Source organism: Pelodictyon phaeoclathratiforme BU-1 (genome assembly GCF_000020645.1).
In the GTDB taxonomy this organism is placed as follows: domain Bacteria; phylum Bacteroidota; class Chlorobiia; order Chlorobiales; family Chlorobiaceae; genus Chlorobium; species Chlorobium phaeoclathratiforme.
This window is the reverse complement of record NC_011060.1, coordinates 896,734-919,910: the sequence shown is the minus strand read 5'-3', so window position 1 is coordinate 919,910 and position 23,177 is coordinate 896,734. Positions and strand designations below refer to the sequence as shown.

Genomic DNA, 23,177 nt, shown 5'->3' with positions numbered 1-23,177 from the left:
CTGTTTTAATCATTATCGGTAATAAGAAAGTTCTTGAACTGCCAGGGATCTGTTTCATCAATATCCGGTGCATTAAACCCTGCAAAAAAGTTGGGATTGTATTTTAAGGGTGTCCAATCGGAAGCTTTTGATATGAAGTTGCCAAGATAAGGTTTTGCAATTCCAAGAATATACTCATGGTCGATATTATCCGGCACAACAACACCCCTTTCAGGATTTTCGATCATCCACATACAGGCTGCGACCACCGATATTGCCACCTGCATCGTCGTAGCATTCTGATGAGGCACCAGCGCTCTGGATTGCTCTATACTCAGGTCAGAACCTGTCCACCAGGAGTTAAAGGGATGACCCATCAGCAGCGCCCCAAGAATATCAGAACCCTTGGTGATCTCATCATTCATGATCCTGAAATTGGTCTGAAGTCTGTAATCATAACCACGCAGTTCATGCAGAGAGGTAATGGCGGCATCACTCGGACAATAGGCGTAGTGCACCGTTGGGCGGTAGATGGCTTGCCCCTCCTGATAGACTGTGAGATAGTCAGATATCGTAAACGCTTCGCCATGCCGCACTACCATGCCACGTATATCATAATCAGGCACCCAGGAGCAGACCCAGGTATTCATACCCATTTTAGCAAGGCAAATCTGGTTTTTTGGCCCATCAGTATGGGTATAGGCAAATTGTGGCAGCTCTTTTTCATGGGTTCCCCACCCCATTTCAGCCGTTGTCATGCCCTCTTCACGGAATCCCTCAACACTCCATGTGTTGACAAACTCGTCAACCTGTTTTGGAACGTCAGAGATTTGTGTGTCCCTTTCAGAGCAATGAATCACTTTTACGCCCAGCTCCATAGCCAGCTCATTAAAGACTCTTTTTTCAGCCAACTCTTTAATAATTTCGGCTTGAGCAGGGCCGACCTTGTTCCGGGCAATGACTGCGTCGGCAATATCAAGTAACCCCTGTTTGGTAAAATGCGATATCAATCCGGGATTGGCGCCATGCTCAAGCACCGCAGTGACCCCTTTATCTTTCCACTGTGACGTCATGCGGCGGATGTTCATATGCCGCCAGTAGAGTGTTCTTTCGGCAGGAGGCCTGGTCTCAACCCCTGTATAAGGATCCCACACTTCTACCGATGTGTTAATATAGAGGACACCATGATCATGACACCATTGAAGAATTTCACAACAATCAATATTCCACGCCAAATCGATTATCAAGTCCCCCTCGGCAACATAAGAGGAAAGGGTTTGCGCTATGTTATACGGTGTTATTTGATGGTTAATGTAGGTAACGCCCAATGCTGTCCACGGTGACACTTTTTCACGAATATCCTCAAAATCCATAATGGTGACCTGAGTATAATCGACGTTAATGTGTTTAAAAAGAACAGGAACGGTGCATTGGGATACTGAGCCGAATCCAATAATGAGTATTTTTTTATCAAAATTAATCACGATTTTTCACCTTTTTTTTAATAATCCTGAGATATACAGAATGTGAATTTTGTTCTGTTTTCGAGCCGGGAGAGGCCCAATGCGTCCTCGACATTCAAACAACCTGTACGGTCTGGCCAGAACGACGATGCAAGGATTGCCTCAAATTTCCGGAGAATAACAGCCTTAACTTTCGGTCACACCGTAACCGCTTCCATGACAACTCCGTCCGATAGTTTAATGATCTTAAAGAATGCGGTAAGATACTCTGTCAGAAACTAAGAAGCAAAGAGAGGCCGCGAACTTCACCAAAACATCACACAACGCTCAAATGGATACTCCGGTAACCAACAAAAAAACAATCCATAAGGCACGTAAACCCGGTCGCAAACCCGCTGCTGGCAGATAAGCGAGGGTATCCTGATGGTTGTTCTTGTATATTGTCACCACGTACCAGTCAGGTGCCTCAATGATCCCTGTTGTTTTTCTCTCCATCACTCCTGAAATCATGCCCACTCTTGCCTACACTATCGGAAACTCGCTCTACCTGAATATTACCAACCGCTGTTCAAACGACTGCTCGTTCTGCATTAAATACAACAGCAGAACATTCGGTGACGACGACCTGTTTCTCAAGACCGAGCCCTCATTCGATGAAATCATGGCTGCCATTGCAGCGTTCAGTGATTTTGAAGAGGTTGTTTTCTGCGGGTATGGGGAGTCACTGATCCGGCTTGAGATGGTCAAGCAGGTGGCAGCAGCGATCAAACAGCACTATGGTACACGTGTTCGCATCAATACCGACGGTCAGGCAAATCTGGTACATGGCAGAAACATCATACCTGAGCTGGCAGGAATTATCGATTGCCTCTCCGTCAGCCTGAATGCATCGGATGCAGAAACATATATGCGCTTGTGCAACACCCCTTTCGGGGCTGCGGGCTTTACTGCCGTCTGCGACTTCATCCGTCTGGCAGCAGCAACAATACCGGAAGTCATTGCAAGCGTCGTCCGTCTCCCCTCAGTTGATGTGGAGGCCTGTAAAGCTCTCGCTCTTTCACTGGGTGCATCATTCCGGGTACGATCCTATTACGGGGGGTAACGACGATACCGTAACAGATGCTCAGAGTTGTGCCGGCAATTGTACCTTCCCAACGAACCCGAGATCAAGCACGGGATCGTTGCAAGAAGAATATTCCCGGTTACGAGCAGCCGGTGGTCATGCCACAATCGTCGCAGACCTTGCAGGTTCCGTTCTGCTTGACGCGCATGGAGCCGCAGTTTTCACACTGCTCGCCGGTATAGCCCTGCACTTTTGCCTGATAGACCTGGCTGTTACGTGTGGCGGAATGTTCCGGCTGGGCGTGCACGGCCAATGATGGCACAGCAACCTGCGCATGACCATTCTCCCCATTGCTTTCGAGCACTTCATCAACCGCCTTGACATGGACGAAATCCTTGCGGCCAAGATAGTCGTAGCCGATTGAGCGGAAGACATAATCGAGGATTGAGGTGGAATTCTTGATAGCATTGTGCCCCTGAACCGCGCCTGCAGGTTCAAAACGGGTAAAGGTGAAGCTGTCAACCAGCTCTTCGAGCGGCATACCATATTGCAGCGCTTTGGAAGCGAGCACAGCAAAACAGTTCAAAAGACCCTTGAATGAGGCGCCCTCCTTGTACATGTCGATAAAGACCTCGCCGAGAGAGCCATCATCATACTCCCCTGTCCGGAGAAAAACCTTGTGGCCGCCTACATAGGCTTCACGGATATACCCCTTCCTCCGCTTTGGCAGCATCCTGCGCTCGGAGCGGTGGTAGACCCGCTCAACAATACGCTCCTGAACCTCCCGAGGCCCTTTGGTTTCATCAAGGCTCTCTTCTGTTCCAAGCATGATGATCTCATCAAGATCCTGATAGCTTGAAATATTGAGCGGCTGGGAGAGCTTCGAGCCATCACGGTAGATGGTAATCGCCTTGACCATCTGCAACCAGGCAGCCTGAAAGACCTCACCGATTTCAACGGTCGTCGCCGTACCCGGCATGTTGACCGTTTTGGAGATAGCGCCTGAAATGAAGGGCTGTACGGCAGACATCATGCGCACATGAGCCATGTGTTTGATATAGCGGAGCCCTTTGCGACCACAGCGGCTTGCACAATCAAAGACCGGCAGATGTTCCAGCTTCAGATGGGGAGCGCCCTCGATGGTCATGGTTCCACAGATATAATCATTGGCCAGCTCGGCATCCTGCTCGGTAGCGCCAAGCGCCAGCAGCATGTCAAAATCAGGATTGTTGAGCTGCTCTTCGGTAAAGCCGAGCGCGGCACAAAAATCCTCGCCAAGAATCCACTTGTTGAAGGCAAAACGGATATCAAAGACCGCTTCAAGCTGCGACTCAACAATTTCAATCTTGTCATCCGGGAACCCACGGCTTTTCAGCCACTGCCGATTCAGTGAAGGCGAACCGGAGAGCGTGCCATGCCCCTTGCAGTAGTGCTCGATATCATCAATCTGCGCCGGGGTATAGCCGAGACGCTCAAGGGCTTTGTGTACCGACTGGTTGACGATCTTGAAATAGCCGCCACCCGCCAGTTTCTTGAACTTGACAATGGCAAACTCCGGCTCGATACCGGTGGTATCACAATCCATCACCAGACCAATCGTACCGGTCGGAGCAATAACACTCACCTGCGCATTACGGAAACCATACTGCATGCCCTTCTCCAGCGCCAAATCCCATACCTTTCCTGCCGCTTCGAAAAGCTCACCGGGGCAGTACTCCGAATCAATCCCGCGCGGCTTGACCGACAACCCCTCATACTCCTCTTCCGACATATTCCTTGCCGCCCGGCGATGGTTGCGAATAACACGCAGCATCTCCTCACGGTTGGCCTCATAGCCGCTGAAAGCGCCAAGATCATGGGCCATCTCCGCCGAGGTCACATAGGCCTGACCGGTCATCACGGCAGAAATTGCTCCCGCCAGGGCCAGCGCCCTGGGCGAATCGTAGGGAATACCGAGCACCATCAGCACCGTACCAAGATTTGCAAAACCGAGACCAAGAGTTCTGAACTCGTAACTCAGGCGGGCAATCTCCCTGGAAGGAAAGTGGGCCATCAGAACAGAAATTTCAAGCACGACGGCCCAAAGAGCCGAAGCGTGCTGCAGCTCCTTCACCTTCATCCTGCCTGAAGCCTCATCAATAAAATGAATCAGGTTAAGACTGGCCAGATTGCAGGCTGTATCGTCAAGGAACATGTATTCCGAACAGGGATTGCTCGCATTGATGCGTCCACTCTTCGGGCAGGTATGCCATTCGTTAATGGTGGTATCGAACTGCAAACCGGGATCGGCACACTTCCATGAACTGAGAAGAATTTTCTCCCACAGGTCACGCGCCTTGACCACCCGTGCCGTCTTGCCGGTTGTCCGCTCACGCAGGCTCCAGACATCATCATTTTCCACCGCCTTCATGAACTCATTGGTCATGCGGACCGTATTGTTGGAGTTCTGCCCGCCAACGGTCTGATAGGCCTCCGACTCGTAGTTGGAGGTATACTCTTCAAAATCAAGCGTTGTATATCCCTGCTCAACAAGGGCAAGCACACGAACGATGTAACTCATCGGCACGGCCCTGCTGAGCGCATTCTGTATCAGGCGGTGCAGTTGAGGGTTTGCCTTGCGGTCAGCGCCATTGGCAAGAGCCTCCTCAACAATCGCCTGGAGAAAACGGGAGCAGATTCGGGAACCGGCCACAAGCGAAGCCACCTTATCCTCCTCCTTCGCCTTCCACTCAATAAATTTCTCCACATCAGGATGGTCGATATCCACAATCACCATCTTGGCTGCACGACGTGTTGTACCGCCCGACTTGATGGCGCCCGCCGCAGAATCAAAAATTTTCAGAAAACTCATCAACCCCGACGAACTTCCTCCCCCGCTCAGCTTCTCCCCCCCGGAACGAAGATTGGAGTAGTTGGTACCCGAACCACTGCCAAACTTGAAAACCCTCGCCTCACGAATTGCCAGATCAAAAATGCCTCCATCATTGACCAGATCATCACTGACCGACTGGATAAAACAGGCGTGAGCCTGGGGACGCCCGTAGGCATCTTCCGACTCCTTCACTTCACCACTCTCCGGATCAACATAGAAATGGCCCTGCGCCGGACCGGTCGTGCCATAGGCGAAATTGAGCCCCGTATTGAACCACTGCGGCGAGTTGGGAGCAGCCATCTGCCGGAGCATCATGAACGCCACCTCATCATAAAAGGCGGCAGCATCATCAGGGGTATCAAAATAGCGGTTCTTCTCTCCCCAATCCCTCCAGCAACCCGCCATACGATGCACAACCTGGCGTATCGAATGCTCACTGCCCGTTACCGGATTGCCTGCGCTGTCGGTCACAGCAGCGCCCTTTTCATCAAAAAGGGGTATGCCTGTTTTGCGGAAATATTTCTGGGCAAGAATATCGGCAGCAACCTGCGACCACTGCTTCGGCACCTCAATATTGTTCATTTCAAAGACCTTCGAACCATCAGGATTCCTCAAAACAGAGGTGCGAAAGGTGTATTCGAAACAGTCATAAACATTTTCACCGGGGCTGGTGAACAAACGGGATATTTTCATGGGATCTCTCCGGAGTCAAATATGAAATCGGAAGGGTAACTTATTCCTTATAATAGAGTTACACCTTCCGACAGCAGTAAGGGTTATTGTCACGAATCCATCAATATACGCAACAATATAACCTCATGACTCTATCAGGCAAAGGGCAAATGACAATTTTTTTGCCCCAAAACCGGAGAGTTTATCTCTCCCATACAAGAGATCAGAGAAGTCAAACCAAAAAGCGCTCCCGCTCACTCTCGCGCCGCGCAGAGAGGCCCGCCAGCACCTTCCCACCCGCCTTGTTCCACTTCAAAAACTCATCCGCCGCACCAGTCAGATTACCGGCATTCAGTTTTTTCAGCAAGGTCGAACTTTTCAATGAGCCGACGCCAAGATTAAAGGAAAAACTGATCAGCGCATCGAACATCCCCTGCGTCATCGGCGCCGTCACCAGCCCGTTAACTGCACGCTCAAAACGCTGAACATCCTTGACCAGAAGTGCATTTGCCTCCTCTTCATCAATTTTTTTCCCCGTTGTAACATCCGGGCCCGTATGGCCATACCCGATCGTCAGCTTTCCCCCCGGACAGACATACGTCGCAAGACGCAAACCCTCATACTTTCGAATAAGAGCAAACCCGTTTTCACTTGTCTGCATCATGGCAGGATATCGTTTAGAAGTTGCTCAACAAAACAGCAATCCATACGTGCCCACAGCTCCGCAACACCAACCTGGTCAAGAAACACAGGGAACCCAGGCAGCATCCCTCCTCAATCGCGCACAGGATAGATCCCCTCAACACAAATAAGAGAGCGAGGCTCACCCTGATTCCACGGGCGCTTCTGACCCTGCTCATCCAAGGGACGCAAATCAGGAAGCATGAAGTTCTGACGACCATCACCACCATAACTGATTCCAAGCAGACTGAACAATGCCGCATTGTTGTTAATCAAAAGCGTCTGGCCATTGCACTCCATAAAACCCCGCGGCACAAAATTTCCCGCAAAAAGTTTGATTACAGCAAGCATCTCATCCATAATCCACACTCCTTTTTGTTGAAACGTTATTGAAAGCGCTGTTTATTTCTACCCGAAATTCCTTTCACTCCCCTTCACACTTCGCTCACCGGATTGAGTATTGCACGCACCGCAACAGAGAGCGCCTTGAACGAGAATGGCTTCTGAATAAAATTAACTCCGTCCTGAATAATGGTATCATCCGAAATAACATCAGTGCTGTAACCAGACATAAAGAGCACTTTAATATCAGGAACGACCGATTTGATCCGTTGAGCAAGTTCAAACCCGTTCATCTCCGGCATCATCACATCAGTCAACAGCAAATCGATGCCTCCACGGTGTTGCTCCGCTATGAGAATGGCACGAGCGGGATTCGCTGTATACACATTGTAGCCATAGTGCTCAAGCATCTCCTTCAGCAATTCAAGCACCTCAGATTCATCGTCAACAAGGAGGATGGTCTCCTCTCCCTGGGTCGCCACGCTGGGATTGAGTTGCACCGTCCGGATTGACGCTGCACTGCTCCTGTGATGCGGAAAAAAGAGGGTAAAGGTGGCGCCGTGCCCCGGTTTGCTCTCGCATTTGATACTGCCGTTACTCTGTTTGACAATACCATAGACGGTAGAAAGCCCAAGACCATTACCGTCAGTTGCGAGCTTGGTTGTAAAAAAGGGCTCAAAAATATGGGGAAGATCTTTTGTATCAATACCGCACCCATCATCCGTAACAACAAGTTTAACATACTCTCCTGGCGCCGCACAGCAATGACCATGCGCACACTCCTCTTTCGTAACCGTCACCCTGCCGGTTTCCATGGTGATCTTGCCACCAGCAACCATAGCATCACGGGAGTTGAGGCAGAGATTGAGGATGATTTGGTCGATCTGGACGGGATCGATCTTGATCAAGGCATTCCGGCTGGCTGGAACCCAGACAAGCGTGATACTTTCATCGATCAGTCGCCGTAACATGGTGATAATCCCCTCTGCCATGCCATCAAGTCCTATTATTTTCGGAATGGCAACCCGTTTACAGGCAAAGTCAAGAAGCTGACCGGTTATTTCGGCAGAACGGGTTGCAACCTTCTGGATTGCCTCAAGATTGGAACGAACGGAAGAGGCAGGATCAACCTCTTTGCGGATGCTCTCGGCATGACCGAGGATAACATCAAGCATCTTGTTGTAATGCGCCATACCACCAGCAAGCTGACCGACCATCTCCATGTTCCGGAAATTTTCGAGTGCGTCCTGAAGCCTCGCATTCTCCTGTTCTATCTGTTTTTGCCTGGTAATATCAGAAAGAACGAGAAGGCATTGCTGGTTATCATTCCTGATAAGCGCATCAACACGCAAGATACGCGGAGTGAGAGATGTCGCCCCTGCAGACTCAACATGATCACGATAGAGAGAGATCTCACAAAAACCAGACCTCCTGAAACTGAACACATTATCAATCATGGCATTGAAGACGGAAATATCCTCAAAAGCGACGAACATTTCGAAACGACTCCCTTTCAAACGGGAACGTTCAACATCAAGCAACTTCGTAGCAGTCAGGTTAGCCTCAAGGATGGTGCCATCAGATGAAAGGGTCAAAAAGCCCTGCGAAGCAAAATCGTAAAGCTCAATAAAATATTCCAGACTCTTTTCAAGTTTCTCTCTCGACAGAAGCAGCTCATCCTTCTGAATCACACGTTCAATCTGATGAACCGAAAGTTCGTGAATAATGCGACGCATTTCCATACGTGAAGAGGAATAATCTGACTCTATCCCTTCACTGTTCCGCAAATGTTTTTCATCAGTGCAACGCAACAAGGAGTGATCATGGGTGTGGAATGTGCCGTCTGTCATAACTGTAAACTCTGTGGAATATCAACGTATTGTACCGCTCCGAATCTGAAACGACCGCCTGCAAGATACAATAAAACAATGCTTGTAACAAAAAATCCCCAACCAACCGGCATCTCAAAACCAGGTTGCCATGCAGGGGCACGGCATGCCGTGCCCCTACAGGTATGTCAGGTCGTAGATAACTTAACGGTATCCTCAATACGTCATCACCACCCCGCCAATGGAGAGCCCGGCGCCGGTGCCGACGAGGAGGAGTTTCTGGCCTCGCTGGAGGTTGCCGTCGCGCACACTCTGGTAGAGGGTGGCGGGAATGGAGGCGGCTACGCAGTTGCCGAGCTGGTGGAGTGTGCGCATGATTTTCGCTTCCGGCCAGCCGTAGCGCTGGAGGAGGAGCAGGCCGACTTTGCTTGACTGGTGGGGAACAACGAGATCGATGTCTGTGAGGCTTTTTGAGAGGCCGGGATAGAGCTCTTCGAGGAAGAGTTCATCGAGGCCTCTGACCATGCGCAGCACTGCGGGTCCATCCATGTGGAACAGGTCGTCATCGGGGTTGTGGCCGGGTTTTGCTGGATGACGTGCCGATCCTCCGCCTCTGATGGAGGTGAAGGCGGCGCCCTCTCCCCATGTTTTGAAATGGGCATGGTGCAGAGAGGAGCTGTCGCCCTCTGTGGCACGGGTGACAACAACAGCAGCAGCGGCATCCCCTACCAGTGTGGCTGATTCGGGCTCTTTGGGGTTTATTCCGCATGAGGAGATTTCGGAACTGGCGATGAGGATGTGGTTGTAGCGCCCGGCATTGATGTATGTTGCGGCTACGTCGAGGGCGGTGATGAAGCTGAGGCAGGTGGTGTGCACGCTCATGGCTGGAATTCCTGATTTGCCAAGACCGAGCTGGCGCTGGATCAGTGCGCCGGTATCGGGAATGGCCTGTTCGGGGGTTCCTGAGGCGTTGATGATGAGGCTGAGCTGGTCGGGCCTGAGCTTCGCTTCATCAAGCGCTTCACGCGCGGCCTCTGCGGCCATGAAGGAGGCGGTTTCTGTGGTGGCCCATCGTCGTTCACGCACGCCGTTGCGGCGCTCTATCCATCCGGAAGGGAGAGCGCAGATCGTTTCAAGCTCGGAGTTTGGTACGATGCGCGGAGGGAGATAGCGGCCAAGTCCGATTATTTTGAGGGGCAAGTTGAGCTGCATGAAGTGCTCATCCCTCCCTTTTGCGCATTAGTTCGACGAGCTCGGCTGTTCGTGATGCCTGTTTTTCAACCGCTTCTGCGAGGCGTTCCATGTCGGTCTGGCGTGCCCGCTCGGTTGCGCTGTCGAAGAGAATCGGTTTCTGGAATCCTTCGGAGAGCCGGAAGATGTGGATGCAGAGTTTGATGATAATGAAGTAAAATACCGGCAGCAGATACTCTGCGAAGATGACGGGCATCTCCTGGTAGTGCAGCATGAGCTCTGCCCAGTTTCCGCTGAAGAGTACCTCCCATTTCATGAAAAAATAGAGGTAGATGAGGGGGTGAAAGACGAGCAGGAAACGCATGATTTTCGACTGTCGCCGGTTGGCTTTTTCACTTTCGTATTTTGAGAGGAGCCAGGGGAAGTGGCCGACAAGCATGGCTGATCTGCGATCTTTGAGGTAGTGTGCCCCTTGCAGTGCGGAATCGATAAAGGAGGAGACCTGGCTCAGAAGTACCGTGGAGAGGATCATGGCCAGAAAGGCGTAGCTGATGTCATCGAACTTGAAAGAGCCGGAAAGGTAGGGCAGGGTTATGGTTTTGGGTTTGATGACGATAAAGAGCATGGCGATTCCTGCAAGCAGAAGAGAGAAGGTGTGGAGCTTGCGGGCGTGGCGAAGGCTTTCGATGACGGCATCGACGTTGGCTCCCTGCATGGAGTTTCCCGGGGGGTCGATCCTCAGCAGGGCTGCGGAGTCGGTGAGGGGTGAGTAGAGGCCGTTGACGCCAATATCACACCCATCGACGTCACGATAGGTGGTGAAGATGTCGATGGTGCTTTTGCTGAAATTGACTCCCCGAAGGTTGGTTCGGCTGATCTCTGCTCCCCTCAGGTCTGCGCCGCAGAGATCTGCTTCGGCGAGATTGGCTCCTTCAAGATTGGCTTTGGAGAGGTTTGCGCCGCCAAGTTGCGCCCCGGCGAGGTTTACGTATCGCATATCGAGTGAAGCGAGGGGCGCATCGTGCAGGTCGGGCCGGATATCCGGATGTTCCTGGCGCCACTGGTTCCAGGTCGTGACGCCCTCTTGAAGGAGCTTCAGATGTTCAGGATCGGCCATGTTCAGTACGAAATGTTGTGAAACTGTTTGTTCAGCCGGGATTTTTACCGACATACTTCAGAATGGCTCTGAAGAGTGAGGCGCTCTGCGTAACCTGGGTATAGGCTTCGTTTTGGGTCATATCCCTTTTCTCTTTTCTTATTTTGAGCCCAAGGGTACGGGCTGTATTTGCTACTCTGGCTATTGCACGAGCAAGATCGGATTCGTTGTTGATGGTAATATTCTCCATGTTTCGCTGAATGTAGCCGATGTTGTTGCGGACGCTGCTTTCGATGATACCGTCGTTGATGCTGTGCCGTTGTTTGTTGAAATCATCGTAGGGTGTGTTGTGCAGCGGCATGGAAAGGTCACCGGTGTAGTGTGCACAGAAGACGAGGGGATATTCGGCATATTTGCCCGCCGCACTTTCTGCCTGATAAGCTCTTACGGCTCCAATGATGGCGCCATAGAGGTGCCCTTCCTCGTCGTCCGGTTTGTTGTAGCGCTCGACCTGACCCATAACGAGGGCTTCATCGACCTCTTTGCCTGCCTTGTTGTTGAAGTAGTGGTTTTTCTCTTCGAAGGGCTTGAATTCGCTTTTTGATTTGGCGACGTCGGGTGCGGCTGAACTGTACCAGAGGTCAAAACCTGCCGCCTCGGCAACCGAGAGATGGGTTTTGTCGTGCCAGGCAAGCGCTGGCAGCGAGGAGCACATAAGGGAGAGAAGGGTGGAGAACGATGCTATCTTTCGTGCGCATGTATGCATGACAAACCTCCTTGTGTTTCGGTAGTTATGATAAAACATAAAAAATATACGCACCGTTTACAGAAAAACCTTGCCATGTTTTGGTGTCGCTGCTGTTAAGCGGGCGACATGTCGAGCATTCTTCGAATGGAGCCGAGGGATGCAAGGCGAAGTGTTTCGTCAATAATAATCTCGGGTTTGCGATCAAGCATGCACTGATAGAGTTTTTCAAGACTGTTCTGTTTCATCTGTGTGCAGAGGCTTCGGGGATTTTTGGAATCCTTTGGCGCTGGAATGAAGGTTTTCTGCGGTGATTGTTGCTGCATTTCATAGAGGATGCCAGGCTCGGTTGCCACAATGAAGGTGTTGGCAGCACTGGAGACAGTATACTCCAGCAGCGCTTTTGTTGAGCCGATGAATGCTGCATGACGAAGCACCTCTTCGCGGCATTCGGGATGGGCTATGAGTTCTGCGTCGGGTTGTTCCTGACATGCCTTGAGGATGACTGCTTCGGAAAAGGCGTCGTGTACATAGCAGCACCCCGGCCAGAGAATCATCTCTCTGTTGAGTTTTTTTGCGATGTATCCTCCGAGATTTTTATCGGGGCCGAAAATGATCTGCTGAGTGGCAGGAATCTGGCGGATGATCTGTTCGGCGTTGGAGGAGGTACAGGTGATGTCGGAGAGCGCTTTTATTTCGGCAGTCGAGTTGATGTAGGTGATGACGATGGCGCCGGGATAGCCTGCCTTGAATCTCCTGAAGGCCTCTTCCGGACAACTGTCGGCAAGTGGACAGCCGGCGTGTGCGTCAGGCATCAGTACTGTTTTTCCGGGATTGAGGATTTTGGCGGTTTCTGCCATAAAATAGACTCCAGCAAAAACAATGACATCGGCATTGTTTTTTTCGGCGGCCCGGGCAAGGGCAAGGCTGTCGCCCACAATATCGGCGACCTGCTGTATTTCAGGAAGGGTGTAATAGTGGGCAAGAATGAGGGCATTCATCTCTTTTTTCAGCGCATTGATCCTCCTGAAAAGTTCTTCATGCGAAAGAGGGGCGCTGGCGGAGCTGGCTGGAGCAATATCTCTGGTCATGGTCTGGTTTACGGTGTGGTTGCAGGCATGGGTTGTGGTGACGCTCTTATTTGAGGTAGTAGTCAAGATCGTCATCTTCCCTGATGAGGAGGAGAATCGCCGAATTGGGGACAATGATGTATCGCTCCTCTTCATATTCGATCTCATAGGAGCTGTTCTGGATAAAAATAGCCAGATCTCCCACTTTTGCCTGGAGTGGTATGTACTGTGCTGCTGAAACGCGCTCTTTCCAGGGTTCGTCCGATTCGGGTGGCGGGCCTACAGGGTAACCCGGCCCGGTTTTTATGATGTAGCCTGACTGAATTTTCTCTTTTTCCTGAACTCCCGGAGGAAGATAAATACCGGATTTGGTTCTCTCGCCAAGAGATTTTGGTTTGATTAATACTCTATCACCGACAACAACAAATTTATCTGTTATATTCACATTCTGCGTCATATGTTTTCTCTTGACCTATTGACCGGGCGCCTCTTGCGCCATGATGAGGAAAATGTAATAAAAAAAACGGAATATGAACCGTGAGGAAGTTTTTTACCCTTCTTTTCAAATACAATACCTGGCTGCTTTTTGCGGCATACTGCAGTATCGCGGTGATCTTTATTAAACTTCAGCAGGATGATATACTGGCAAAGATTCACACTGGCAGCATTGAGTTTGGCGCTGCTATCAATGAAAAGCTGACGGGTATCAGCTCCTTGTTTACTCTGAGCAGTGAAAACGATCGCCTGATGCAGCTTAACAGCGATCTGCTCTCGAGGGTGCTCATCCTTGAAACTGCGGCTGTTGATGAACGGAACCTCCGGAAAATTGCTGCCGACAGCAGCTTCAATGCTTCAGGGTTTCTTATGGCAAGGGTTGTTGACCGCAAATTCAGTGACCGTGACAATATGCTGGTGATTGATGCCGGATGGAGACGGGGAATAAAAAAAGATATGACCGTTCTGGTGCCACAGGGTCTGGTGGGGAGAGTCATCTCTGTTTCGGAAAACTATGCAAGGGTGATGCCGGTTATCCATCCGGATTTCAAGGTCTGCGTGGTAGCCGATTCATCGAACAACATGGGTATTCTCTCCTGGAGCGGAGGCAAAGAGTTCATCGCCCAGGTGGAACACATTCCCATCAGCAGCACGCTTAAAGTGCATGAACGCATAGTCACTTCCGATTTCAGTACCTTTTCAATACGGGGTATTCCTGTCGGAAGAGTGGTTCGCATAACACCTGATAACCTCTTTTACAGGGTTGATGTACGGCTTGCTGTGGATTTTGCGTCACTTACCCACGTACTGGTTGCTCCGCTGAAAATAGAACCGGAAAAGAGCGCGATTACCGGCAATACTCCGGAAAAACAAGAGATCCCTTAATTTTCAGATATTGACCTTGTGACAAGAAATATTCCCTTTTATCTTGTTGTACTCTGCATCGTCTCTCTGATGCAGGAGTTCGGCTTCTCCCACTTGACACTGTTCAAGGTCTCTTTTGATGCCGTCACCATCTTCCTCGCCTTTATTGCCATAACCACAAATCAGAAAACAAGCATGAGTTTCGGGTTTGCTGCAGGAGTGCTTGCGGGCCTCCTGACGGGAAACATGGGGTTACAGATGCTTGCAAGAACGGTCGGAAGTTTTGTTGCCAGTTTTTTTCAGACTCCCAAAGAGAGCCATGCAACGATTAAACAGAAATCAAGACGCTTTTATGGCGCTGTCATTGCTGCAGGACTCTGTACCAATGCCATTCTTGCCGTTGGAGAAAATCCTCTTGGCCTGTCGCTGGCTTACCGGCTGGTTGTTTTTGGTCTGCTTGAGTCACTCTTCAACATTATTTTAGCCTTGATTCTGAACAGGCTGTTTTTGAGAAAATCACTTGTAAACTGAACGATGGATAAACCCCAGCAAAGCGCCAGAACCGTCTCTTTTTTTGTGATTGCAGTTTTTACGGTACTGTTTGGCCGACTCTTCTATCTGCAGGTGCTTAATTATCAGCAGCTTGGATCAATTTCAACAACAAACAGCATCCGAAGAATCTGGATGCCGCCTCCGAGAGGACGGATGATTGACCGGAACGGGATTATCATTGTCGACAATCAGCCTCTCTATACAATCAAGATTATTCCTTCTGAATTCAGGAAAGAAAAAACTGCTTTTCTTGCGAGGCTGATACAGAAGCCAAAGGAGGAGCTGGATGAAAGTTACCGCAAGGGATATGCGTTTAACCGATTTTCAGCAACCATTGTAAACCGTAACCTTGATGCCATTGCAATAGCGAGAGTCAGCGAGAATCTCTGGCAGCTTCCCGGTGTCCTTATAGAGTCCGACAACAAACGACTCTATCCTGACGCCCTTTTTGGAACCCATCTCTTTGGCTATTTACGCTCGATATCGAGGGAAAAGCTTGATGAGCTGGCCGACCAGGGTTACTCTCAGGATGACAAAATCGGTTTCAGCGGACTGGAAAAATTTTATGAGGAGCGGCTGAAAGGTCAGAAAGGGGCCCGGTTTGAAATGGTTACCCCTTTGGGGAAATATGCGGGAAAATACGATGACGGAAAGAGCGATATCGTCTCCATAAAGGGGGATGATCTCTATCTGGCTATTGACGGTGGACTGCAGCAACTTGCTGAACAATTGCTGAGAAAAACGGGAAAATCAGGGGCTGTCGTGGCTATTGACCCCTCAACCGGCGGAGTCCTTGCCCTTGCCAGCGCACCGGACTATGATCTTGATATCTTCAACGGTTCTACTGATCGCAAAGGATGGAACAGTATTCTTACCAATCCGTCAAAACCGCTTTTTAACCGCACCGTTCAGGCTGTTTATCCGCCAGGATCCATTTACAAGATGATTCTTGCGATGGCAGCGCTTGAGGAAAAGAGATTTGATCCGAAGAAGAAGATACTCGATAACGGGGTCTTCATCTATGGAAAACGACGATTTCTCAGCAATGAGGGTAGGGGGCACGGATGGGTGGATATGAGAGAGGCCATTACGGTTTCATCCAATGTCTATTTTTATAACCTGATTTTTCCTGTGGGGTTTGAGAACTGGACAAAATATGGCGCCATGTTCGGTTTTGGACAAAAAAGCGGTATTGACCTGCCTGGCGAGAGGGCCGGACTTCTTCCATCAACCAGTTACTACAATAAACGGTATGGCGAGAACAGGTGGACAAAGGGCTATCTGGTCAGCCTTGCGATTGGCCAGGGTGAGCTTGGCACGACACCGGTGCAGCTTGCTGCCTATGCTGCGGCCATTGCCAACAATGGCACACTCTATCAGCCTCATCTTGTTAAAGGATATCGCGATACGGCTACGGGTAAATATTTTCCCTTCCTCTATACAAAACAGGAGCTTCCGGTTTCAGCAGAAACATTCGCTCTTATCAAGGATGGTATGATCGGGGTTGTACGACGGGGTACAGGCACGCTGGCCCAGGTACCTGGTGTAACTGTTGCAGGAAAAACCGGAACTGCACAAAATCCCCATGGGAAGGATCATGCGTGGTTTATTGCTTTTGCTCCGGTGGAGAATCCAAAAATCGCCATGGCGGTGCTTGTGGAGAATGCTGGTTTCGGTGGCGCCATTTCGGCTCCGATTGCCCGTGAACTGATCCGCTACTATGTGAAGGGTGAGAAGGTGGCTGTTGCACCGGAAAGAAAAGGAAACGCACCCGCTGATAGTGTGCTGCAAGCTGATAGTACGGATACAGCGATACCGGCAGCAGTGCAACCGGAAAAGGTCATCAATAACGCTGAACCTGTTACCGGTGAACGTATTGACAACAAGAGTGGAGAGGTGAGCGAATGATCTATAAGCATGATCCGGCATCCATACAGGGGTTTCTTGAGGATACGAGCAATCTGAAGAGCGGTCATACTCCGGGTGTTTTTTTCCCTGAGAATGGGGATGATATTTCCGGACTCCTGAAAGGTGCAACAGAAGAGAGACGCCGCTTCACCATTGCCGGTAATGGAACCGGAACAACTGGTGGCAGAATTCCTATGGGTGAATATGTCATTTCGATGCAATTGCTTGACCGAATCGGCGAACCGGTGCCTCTCGACGGGAAGAGGGCTTACATAACGGTCGAGGCTGGAGCCCACCTTGCGGCTATTCAGAAAAAGGTGGAAGAGGCTGGCTGGTTTTATCCTCCCGACCCGACGGAAAAGCTCTGTTTTATCGGAAGCACCATCGCAAACAACTCTTCAGGAGCACGCAGTTTTAAGTATGGCCCGACGCGAAACCATATTGCCCGACTCCTCATCATTCTGCCGCAGGGTGAGTGCATCAACCTTTCGCGTGGGGCCTCTCTGGCAGACAAGGAGGGTTTCTTCTATTTCAAGCTGCCTTCCGGCGGTGAACTGACTTTCAGGAGAGCGGCTTACCATATGCCTGAAACCTCAAAGCACAATGCCGGATATTTTTCGGATGAGGGAATGGATCTGATTGACCTCTTTATCGGTTCCGAGGGAACGCTCGGGGTTATTGTGGAGGCTGATCTCATGCTCATTCCCTTGCCAGCGGCGGTTATCTCCTGTCTGGTCTACTTCGCTCATCTTGATGAGCTCTTCTCCTTTGTCGGGCGGCTTAAAGAGCCGGGCAATGGTATTTCAGCACGGGCAATTGAGTTTTTTGATTCCCGTTCGCTCGAATTTCTTGCAAAAAAGTATCCTGAAGTGCCCCATAATTGCGAGGGCGCAATTTTTTTTGAAGTGGAAACTACTGCCCAGAGAGAAGAGAACGACCTTGATACCCTTTTCAATCATATGGAGTCGTGCAATGCCATGACCGATCTCTCCTGGGTGGCGCTTGATCGTGATGAACAGGAGCGGTTGCGGGAGTTTCGTCACGCTTTGCCGCTTCTTGTCAACGATTGGCTGAGTCGGCAGCATGAAAGTAAAATCAGTACCGATATGGCTGTTCCGGATGGCCGTTTCCGTGAACTCTTTGATTTTTATTGCACTTCTTGCGAACAACAGGGCTTTGTCTATATTATTTTTGGTCATATAGGAGATGCTCATGTACACTTGAACATTCTGCCGCGCAACAGGGAGGAGTTTTTGGAGGCGAAGGCCCTGTACCGGAAGTTTGTTGGCAAGGCGCTTGAACTGGGAGGAACGCTTTCTGCAGAGCATGGCATCGGCAAGCTCAAGGCGGAATATCTTGTGGGTATGTATCAGGACACTGGTATTCGGGAGATGGCCCGGATAAAGAAATATCTGGATCCTTTTCTGGTGCTCAACAGGGGAAATATTATTCCTGCCGCATATTTGGAAACTGAAAATCATTAACGATCACGGTGGCAAAAAAGCAACAGACTCAGCAATATGTTCAGGCCATTCAAAACAGAAAGGCCCGGTTCGAATTTGAAATTCTCGATACCCTCGTTGCCGGTATCCAGCTTTTTGGAAGCGAGGTGAAATCGGTACGCCTGGGGCAAGCGAGTCTGAGCGACAGCTTTGCCATCATCCTTCGTAATGAGATCTGGCTTGAAGGTATGCAGATTACTCCGTATGCGCATAACCGGATGGAGCTGATTGAAGCGAAGCGGAGTCGTAAACTGCTGCTGCATAAAGAGGAAATCCGCAAAATCGAGGCAAAAATCAGTGAAAAAGGGCTTACGCTGGTGCCATTGAAGGCCTTTTTCAACTCGAAAGGCCTCCTGAAAATTGAACTTGCCATAGCCAAAGGCAAAAAGCTCTACGACAAGCGCGAAACGATCAAGGCGAGGGAAAATCAGCGTCAGATGGAGCAGATAAAAAAACAATACTAAACAGATAAAAATAAGAGGAAATCCATATGCTTTTTCCATCTGTACAGGAACAGCTTGATCTTATTGTTGCCAATGTGGTGGAAATCATCAGCGTTGAAGAACTTGAACAGAAATTGCGTCAGAGCCTGAAATGCGGTCTGCCACTGAAAATAAAACTTGGCGCTGATCCATCCCGCCCTGACTTGCATCTCGGTCATTCGGTCGTTTTGCGGAAGCTCCGGGAGTTTCAGGATTTTGGCCATGAGGCTATTCTTATTATTGGCGATTTTACCGCCATGATCGGCGACCCTTCGGGAAAAAGCAAGACGCGACCGCAGCTTTCAGCCGAAGAGGCGCGGGAAAATGGTTTAAGTTACTTTGAGCAGGCTTCGAAAATTCTTGACCCTGAAAAAACGACGATCTGCTATAATGCCGACTGGCTTGGCAAGATGAGTTTTGCCGATGTCATCAAACTTTCAAGCCACTATACGGTGGCCCGGATGCTTGAGCGTGATGACTTCGAGAGGCGGTATCGGGCTCAAGAGCCCATCTCAATTCATGAGTTCCTCTATCCGCTTGCTCAGGGCATGGATTCAGTGCATCTGAAAAACGATGTTGAACTTGGCGGTACTGACCAGAAATTTAATCTGCTGGTCGGCAGGGCTTTGCAGCGGGAGTATGGTATTGAACCGCAGGTCTGCATTACCATGCCCTTGCTCGTGGGCACTGACGGAAAGGAGAAGATGTCGAAATCACTTGGCAACGCCATCTGTTTCAATGACTCCCCTTCCGATATCTATGGCAAGGTACTTTCGATTCCCGACACGCTCATTGAAACGTACTGCAAACTTCTGGTGCCAAAGGAAGATGAGGGGGTTGGGGCTATTCTCGACGAGATAACGGAAAATCCGAGAACCGCCAAGCGGGCTCTGGCAAAGACAATTGCAGCTCTCTACTCTTCACAAAAAGAGGCTGATGATGCGGAATCACAATTTGATCAGCTCTTCATTCATAAAAAAGCGCCTGACCATATTGAACTTTTTGAATTTGATGAGTCGTCCATATCACTGATCGATCTCCTCGTCACCCTTGGCGCCGCCACGTCAAAAAGTGACGCTCGACGGATGATTCAGCAGAAATCGGTTCTTGTTGATGAGAGGAAGATCGAAGAGATTGCGGAGTGTATTGAACTCAGCCTGGAAGCAAAAATCATCAGGGCTGGAAAAAGAAGGTTTTTTAAAGTGGCCGCAAGAAAAACATTTTGAATACGACTGCTTTTTCCTATAATTCGTCAATTTCGATACTGGGAACACTTTACACAATAAAATTAAATCCGGAGGCACGGCATTGTCATTTGTCCCATCAAAAGTTTTTTTCACCAAAGGTGTGGGAAGGCACAAAGAATATCTCTCCTCGTTCGAGCTTGCCCTGAGAGAGGCCAAAATCGAGAAATGCAATCTGGTTACAGTATCAAGTATTTTTCCTCCTCACTGTGAGCGCATCAGTGTGGAAGAGGGTGTAAAGCTGCTTTCTCCGGGGCAGATCACCTTTGCTGTCATGGCCCGTAATTCAACCAATGAGTTCAACCGTCTTATTGCCGCTTCAGTCGGCGTCGCCATTCCTGCTGATGATACACAGTATGGTTATCTGTCGGAACACCATCCGTTTGGAGAGTCCGCCGAACAGTCTGGTGAATATGCCGAAGATTTGGCGGCAACGATGCTTGCAACCACCCTTGGTATTGAGTTTGATCCGAACAAGGACTGGGACGAACGTGAGGGTATTTACAAAATGAGTGGAAAAATCATCAATTCATACAACATCACTGAAACCGCAGAGGGCGAAAACGGTCTCTGGACAACCGTTATTTCCTGCGCCGTTCTCCTGCCGTAACGGCTCTCCGTTCGGCTCCCGAGGGTGCTGAACGCGAAGATTTTTTTTCGCCGAAAAGAGGGTGACCCTGTCTGAAAAAAGTTAACAAACGGGTAATGGGCTTTTTTTGACCACCTGCTACCCGTTTGTTAACTGGTTGGCCACACAGGCAGAACCCATATTATTTCAGTGACTGCTCATGATTTATCTTGCCTCATTCCAGAATATTCGTACCCTTGAGGAGTTGATTCTCTGGGGTGGCTATCTGTTGCTCTTTATCATTATTTTTGCCGAAACCGGCCTGTTTGCAGGCTTTTTTCTTCCGGGTGACTCTCTGCTCATAACGGCAGGGCTTATCGCGGCATCAGGAGCTCTCGACATCGTCCTCCTGATCACAATCCTTTCGTGTGGAGCGATTCTGGGTGATACAACGGGCTATTTTATCGGAAAAAAGCTTAAAAACTCAATCTTTTCAGCAGAGAATTCCCGTTTTTTTCGTCGCGAACATTTGCTGAAAACAGAGGCTTTTTATCGGAAACATGGTTCAAAAACGGTGTTTCTTGCTCGTTTTGTGCCGATCGTACGCAGCTTTACGGCGACTCTGGCGGGTGTGACCGGGATGCCGTTCGGGCTCTTCTTTTTTTTCAGTTTCTGCGGCTCTCTTGTCTGGGTTCTCTGTTTTACGCTGATCGGTTTCTTTATTGCAAGCCTCTTTCCTGATATTGTTAAATATCTGCACGCCGTCATCCTTGCAGGAATAGTCCTTATCGTAGCCACTGCCCTGAAAAGCCTGAGGCAGAAAAATAAAGCTGCGCGGTGAAGATGTATCTTGTTTCGGGCAGAGAGGCTCACGGATATGTATACTTGCTATGGTATTTTCTACACAGTAACCATTAATCAAACTGGGCACATCACAGTTATGACTGAATCGATCAAAACTGATGTTCTGGTGATCGGCAGCGGCATAGGCGGACTCTATTTTGCCATTCATATGGCCGATTACGCCAAGGTAACGATTATCACAAAAAAGGAGAGTTCCACATCCAATACCAATTGGGCCCAGGGTGGAATCGCTGCCACCATCGATCATAATGACAGTGCTGAGCTGCATATCGCTGATACCCTTGATGCCGGGGCAGGATTGTGCAACCTCGAAATGGTCACTCTCATGGTAAATGAGGGACCTCAGCATATCGAGCGTCTGATGCAACTTGGTGTTAACTTTACCACTTCAGATCATGACCACCTGCACCTCGGCAAGGAGGGTGGCCACTCCAGAAGCCGCATTGTTCATGCACAGGATCTGACCGGACGTGAGGTTGAAACGGCTCTTCTTGATCGTATCAACAGCCACCCCAATATCACCCTGCTTGAGCACCATTTTGCCATCGAACTGCTTACCGAGCACCATCTCGATATTAAGACGAACAGCATCAACTGTTACGGAGCTTACGTGCTCGACTCACGCCAAAGGCAACCGAAAAAGATTCTGGCAAAAATTACCATGCTCGCATCAGGAGGACTTGGCCATATCTATCCCTACACCACAAATCCGGAGATAGCTACTGGTGATGGTGTGGCGATGGGATATCGGGCTGGAGCTGAAATTGCCAATATGGAGTTTATCCAGTTTCATCCAACCGCTCTCTACCATCCTAAAGCTAAATCTTTTTTGATTTCGGAAGCTGTCCGGGGATTTGGCGGTATCCTGAGACTGAAAAATGGTCAGGAGTTTATGCATAAATATGATAAACGCCTGAATCTGGCTCCCCGCGATATTGTGGCCCGCGCCATTGACTCGGAGATCAAAAAAAGTGGTGAAGAGTGTGTCTTTCTTGATGTAACGCATATCGACGCGGAAAAAACAAAGGAACATTTTCCCAACATTTATGAAACCTGTCTCGGTTTTGGTATTGATATGACGAAGGAGATGATCCCGGTTGTTCCTGCAGCACACTATTCATGCGGTGGCATGCGCACCGATGACAAAGGGCGCACCACCATAGAAAGGCTTTATGCATGCGGAGAGACGAGTTGTACCGGGGTTCATGGTGCTAACCGTCTTGCAAGCAACTCTCTGCTTGAAGCGCTGGTCTTTGCCTGGAGGGCATATCTTGATATCAGCGAAGAGGTGAAGAAACATGACAACCATGTCGATTTTCCTGACTGGGACGATACGGGTACCGTCAATCCGGAAGAGTGGATTTTGGTATCACACAACAAACGGGAGGCACAGCAGGTGATGAATGACTATGTCGGGATTGTGCGCAGTGACCTGCGCCTGCAGCGTGCGAAAAGACGGATTGATTTTCTTAAGGAGGAGACGGAGTCCTACTACAAGAAGACAAAGATAACGACTCAGATTCTTGAGCTTCGCAATATCATCAAAGTGGCGAGCCTGATCATCGAGAGTGCCATCAAGCGCCGTGAATCGAGAGGACTGCATTATACAACCGATTATCCCAACAGAGACGACAAACATTTTCTGATTGATACGGTGTTGCGATCGTTTTAACAACCATCTTATCATGCAACGGG

General features: G+C 49.7%; 20 protein-coding genes. 10 read left to right on the top strand and 10 right to left on the bottom strand.

Features of this window, described 5'->3' with window-relative positions:
• Nucleotides 1-5 precede the first annotated feature (5 nt).
• Nucleotides 6-1,463 carry a homospermidine synthase gene (locus tag PPHA_RS04350; protein ID WP_012507661.1) on the bottom strand — a complete coding sequence of 486 codons (1,458 nt, stop codon included), beginning with the start codon at nt 1,461-1,463 and terminating at the stop codon, nt 6-8.
• Nucleotides 1,464-1,911: 448 nt separating this feature from the next.
• Here PPHA_RS04350 and PPHA_RS04340 point away from each other — a divergent pair, with 448 nt between their 5' ends.
• Nucleotides 1,912-2,544 (top strand): TatD family nuclease-associated radical SAM protein, encoded by a 633-nt coding sequence (locus tag PPHA_RS04340; RefSeq protein WP_012507660.1) that lies wholly within the window; start codon nt 1,912-1,914, stop codon nt 2,542-2,544.
• A 100-nt stretch (nt 2,545-2,644) separates the two neighbouring features.
• Here the strand turns inward: PPHA_RS04340 and PPHA_RS04335 are convergent, their stop codons facing one another.
• The 9 genes from PPHA_RS04335 to PPHA_RS04295 all read right to left on the bottom strand — a co-directional run bounded on the left by PPHA_RS04335 (nt 2,645) and on the right by PPHA_RS04295 (nt 13,460).
• Nucleotides 2,645-6,070: a vitamin B12-dependent ribonucleotide reductase gene (locus PPHA_RS04335; protein ID WP_012507659.1), complete on the bottom strand. Its 3,426-nt coding sequence runs from the start codon at nt 6,068-6,070 to the stop codon at nt 2,645-2,647.
• A 211-nt stretch (nt 6,071-6,281) separates the two neighbouring features.
• On the bottom strand, nt 6,282-6,710 hold the full coding sequence (locus tag PPHA_RS04330; RefSeq protein ID WP_041526685.1) for a lysozyme: 429 nt from the start codon (nt 6,708-6,710) through the stop codon (nt 6,282-6,284).
• 113 nt (nt 6,711-6,823) lie between these two features.
• Nucleotides 6,824-7,090 (bottom strand): phage tail protein, encoded by a 267-nt coding sequence (locus PPHA_RS04325; protein WP_012507656.1) that lies wholly within the window; start codon nt 7,088-7,090, stop codon nt 6,824-6,826.
• Nucleotides 7,091-7,164: 74 nt separating this feature from the next.
• Complete coding sequence (locus tag PPHA_RS04320; RefSeq protein ID WP_012507655.1) at nt 7,165-8,922, bottom strand: ATP-binding protein; 1,758 nt, start codon at nt 8,920-8,922, stop codon at nt 7,165-7,167.
• Nucleotides 8,923-9,117: 195 nt separating this feature from the next.
• The gene (locus tag PPHA_RS04315; RefSeq protein WP_012507654.1) at nt 9,118-10,113 is read right to left on the bottom strand and encodes a 3-oxoacyl-[acyl-carrier-protein] synthase III C-terminal domain-containing protein; all 996 of its coding nucleotides are present in this window, start codon (nt 10,111-10,113) and stop codon (nt 9,118-9,120) included.
• Nucleotides 10,114-10,120: 7 nt separating this feature from the next.
• Nucleotides 10,121-11,263, bottom strand: coding sequence for a pentapeptide repeat-containing protein (locus tag PPHA_RS04310; protein ID WP_223293983.1), 1,143 nt, complete (start codon nt 11,261-11,263; stop codon nt 10,121-10,123).
• A complete protein-coding gene (locus PPHA_RS04305; RefSeq protein WP_012507652.1) occupies nt 11,241-11,954 on the bottom strand; it encodes a PB1 domain-containing protein in 714 nt (237 codons plus the stop codon). Before PPHA_RS04305 ends, PPHA_RS04310 begins: the two co-directional genes overlap by 23 nt.
• A gap of 95 nt (nt 11,955-12,049) precedes the next feature.
• Nucleotides 12,050-13,024, bottom strand: coding sequence for a quinolinate synthase NadA (gene nadA, locus PPHA_RS04300; protein ID WP_012507651.1), 975 nt, complete (start codon nt 13,022-13,024; stop codon nt 12,050-12,052).
• Nucleotides 13,025-13,070: 46 nt separating this feature from the next.
• Nucleotides 13,071-13,460: a co-chaperone GroES family protein gene (locus PPHA_RS04295; RefSeq protein WP_012507650.1), complete on the bottom strand. Its 390-nt coding sequence runs from the start codon at nt 13,458-13,460 to the stop codon at nt 13,071-13,073.
• 80 nt (nt 13,461-13,540) lie between these two features.
• Between PPHA_RS04295 and mreC the strand changes: the two genes are divergently transcribed.
• The 9 genes from mreC (at nt 13,541) to nadB (ending at nt 23,154) form a co-directional block, all read left to right on the top strand.
• The gene (gene mreC, locus PPHA_RS04290) at nt 13,541-14,383 is read left to right on the top strand and encodes a rod shape-determining protein MreC (RefSeq protein WP_012507649.1); all 843 of its coding nucleotides are present in this window, start codon (nt 13,541-13,543) and stop codon (nt 14,381-14,383) included.
• Between the two features lie 18 nt (nt 14,384-14,401).
• Nucleotides 14,402-14,893, top strand: a complete 492-nt coding sequence (locus PPHA_RS04285; protein WP_012507648.1) for a hypothetical protein — start codon at nt 14,402-14,404, stop codon at nt 14,891-14,893.
• Between the two features lie 3 nt (nt 14,894-14,896).
• Entirely contained in the window at nt 14,897-16,822 is a 1,926-nt protein-coding gene (gene mrdA / locus PPHA_RS04280) for a penicillin-binding protein 2 (RefSeq protein WP_012507647.1), read from the top strand.
• Complete coding sequence (locus tag PPHA_RS04275) at nt 16,819-18,306, top strand: FAD-binding oxidoreductase (protein WP_012507646.1); 1,488 nt, start codon at nt 16,819-16,821, stop codon at nt 18,304-18,306. The genes mrdA and PPHA_RS04275 overlap by 4 nt, the downstream gene beginning before the upstream one ends.
• A gap of 8 nt (nt 18,307-18,314) precedes the next feature.
• Complete coding sequence (gene smpB / locus PPHA_RS04270; RefSeq protein ID WP_012507645.1) at nt 18,315-18,788, top strand: SsrA-binding protein SmpB; 474 nt, start codon at nt 18,315-18,317, stop codon at nt 18,786-18,788.
• A 26-nt stretch (nt 18,789-18,814) separates the two neighbouring features.
• Nucleotides 18,815-20,032, top strand: coding sequence for a tyrosine--tRNA ligase (tyrS, locus tag PPHA_RS04265; protein WP_012507644.1), 1,218 nt, complete (start codon nt 18,815-18,817; stop codon nt 20,030-20,032).
• Between the two features lie 82 nt (nt 20,033-20,114).
• Nucleotides 20,115-20,660, top strand: a complete 546-nt coding sequence (locus tag PPHA_RS04260; protein WP_012507643.1) for a pyruvoyl-dependent arginine decarboxylase — start codon at nt 20,115-20,117, stop codon at nt 20,658-20,660.
• Between the two features lie 178 nt (nt 20,661-20,838).
• Complete coding sequence (locus tag PPHA_RS04255; RefSeq protein ID WP_012507642.1) at nt 20,839-21,459, top strand: DedA family protein; 621 nt, start codon at nt 20,839-20,841, stop codon at nt 21,457-21,459.
• A 99-nt stretch (nt 21,460-21,558) separates the two neighbouring features.
• On the top strand, nt 21,559-23,154 hold the full coding sequence (gene nadB / locus PPHA_RS04250) for an L-aspartate oxidase (protein ID WP_012507641.1): 1,596 nt from the start codon (nt 21,559-21,561) through the stop codon (nt 23,152-23,154).
• Nucleotides 23,155-23,177: the final 23 nt, after the last annotated feature.

Coding starts and splice junctions, on each gene's coding strand:
- PPHA_RS04340 (WP_012507660.1), top strand. CDS start 1,912: ATGATCCCTGTTGTTTTTCTCTCCATCACTCCTGAAATCATGCCCACT.
- PPHA_RS04335 (WP_012507659.1), bottom strand. CDS start 6,070: ATGAAAATATCCCGTTTGTTCACCAGCCCCGGTGAAAATGTTTATGAC.
- PPHA_RS04330 (WP_041526685.1), bottom strand. CDS start 6,710: ATGCAGACAAGTGAAAACGGGTTTGCTCTTATTCGAAAGTATGAGGGT.
- PPHA_RS04325 (WP_012507656.1), bottom strand. CDS start 7,090: ATGGATGAGATGCTTGCTGTAATCAAACTTTTTGCGGGAAATTTTGTG.
- PPHA_RS04320 (WP_012507655.1), bottom strand. CDS start 8,922: ATGACAGACGGCACATTCCACACCCATGATCACTCCTTGTTGCGTTGC.
- PPHA_RS04315 (WP_012507654.1), bottom strand. CDS start 10,113: ATGCAGCTCAACTTGCCCCTCAAAATAATCGGACTTGGCCGCTATCTC.
- PPHA_RS04310 (WP_223293983.1), bottom strand. CDS start 11,263: ATGTCGGTAAAAATCCCGGCTGAACAAACAGTTTCACAACATTTCGTA.
- PPHA_RS04305 (WP_012507652.1), bottom strand. CDS start 11,954: ATGCATACATGCGCACGAAAGATAGCATCGTTCTCCACCCTTCTCTCC.
- nadA (WP_012507651.1), bottom strand. CDS start 13,024: ATGACCAGAGATATTGCTCCAGCCAGCTCCGCCAGCGCCCCTCTTTCG.
- PPHA_RS04295 (WP_012507650.1), bottom strand. CDS start 13,460: ATGACGCAGAATGTGAATATAACAGATAAATTTGTTGTTGTCGGTGAT.
- mrdA (WP_012507647.1), top strand. CDS start 14,897: ATGGATAAACCCCAGCAAAGCGCCAGAACCGTCTCTTTTTTTGTGATT.
- PPHA_RS04275 (WP_012507646.1), top strand. CDS start 16,819: ATGATCTATAAGCATGATCCGGCATCCATACAGGGGTTTCTTGAGGAT.
- tyrS (WP_012507644.1), top strand. CDS start 18,815: ATGCTTTTTCCATCTGTACAGGAACAGCTTGATCTTATTGTTGCCAAT.
- PPHA_RS04255 (WP_012507642.1), top strand. CDS start 20,839: ATGATTTATCTTGCCTCATTCCAGAATATTCGTACCCTTGAGGAGTTG.
- nadB (WP_012507641.1), top strand. CDS start 21,559: ATGACTGAATCGATCAAAACTGATGTTCTGGTGATCGGCAGCGGCATA.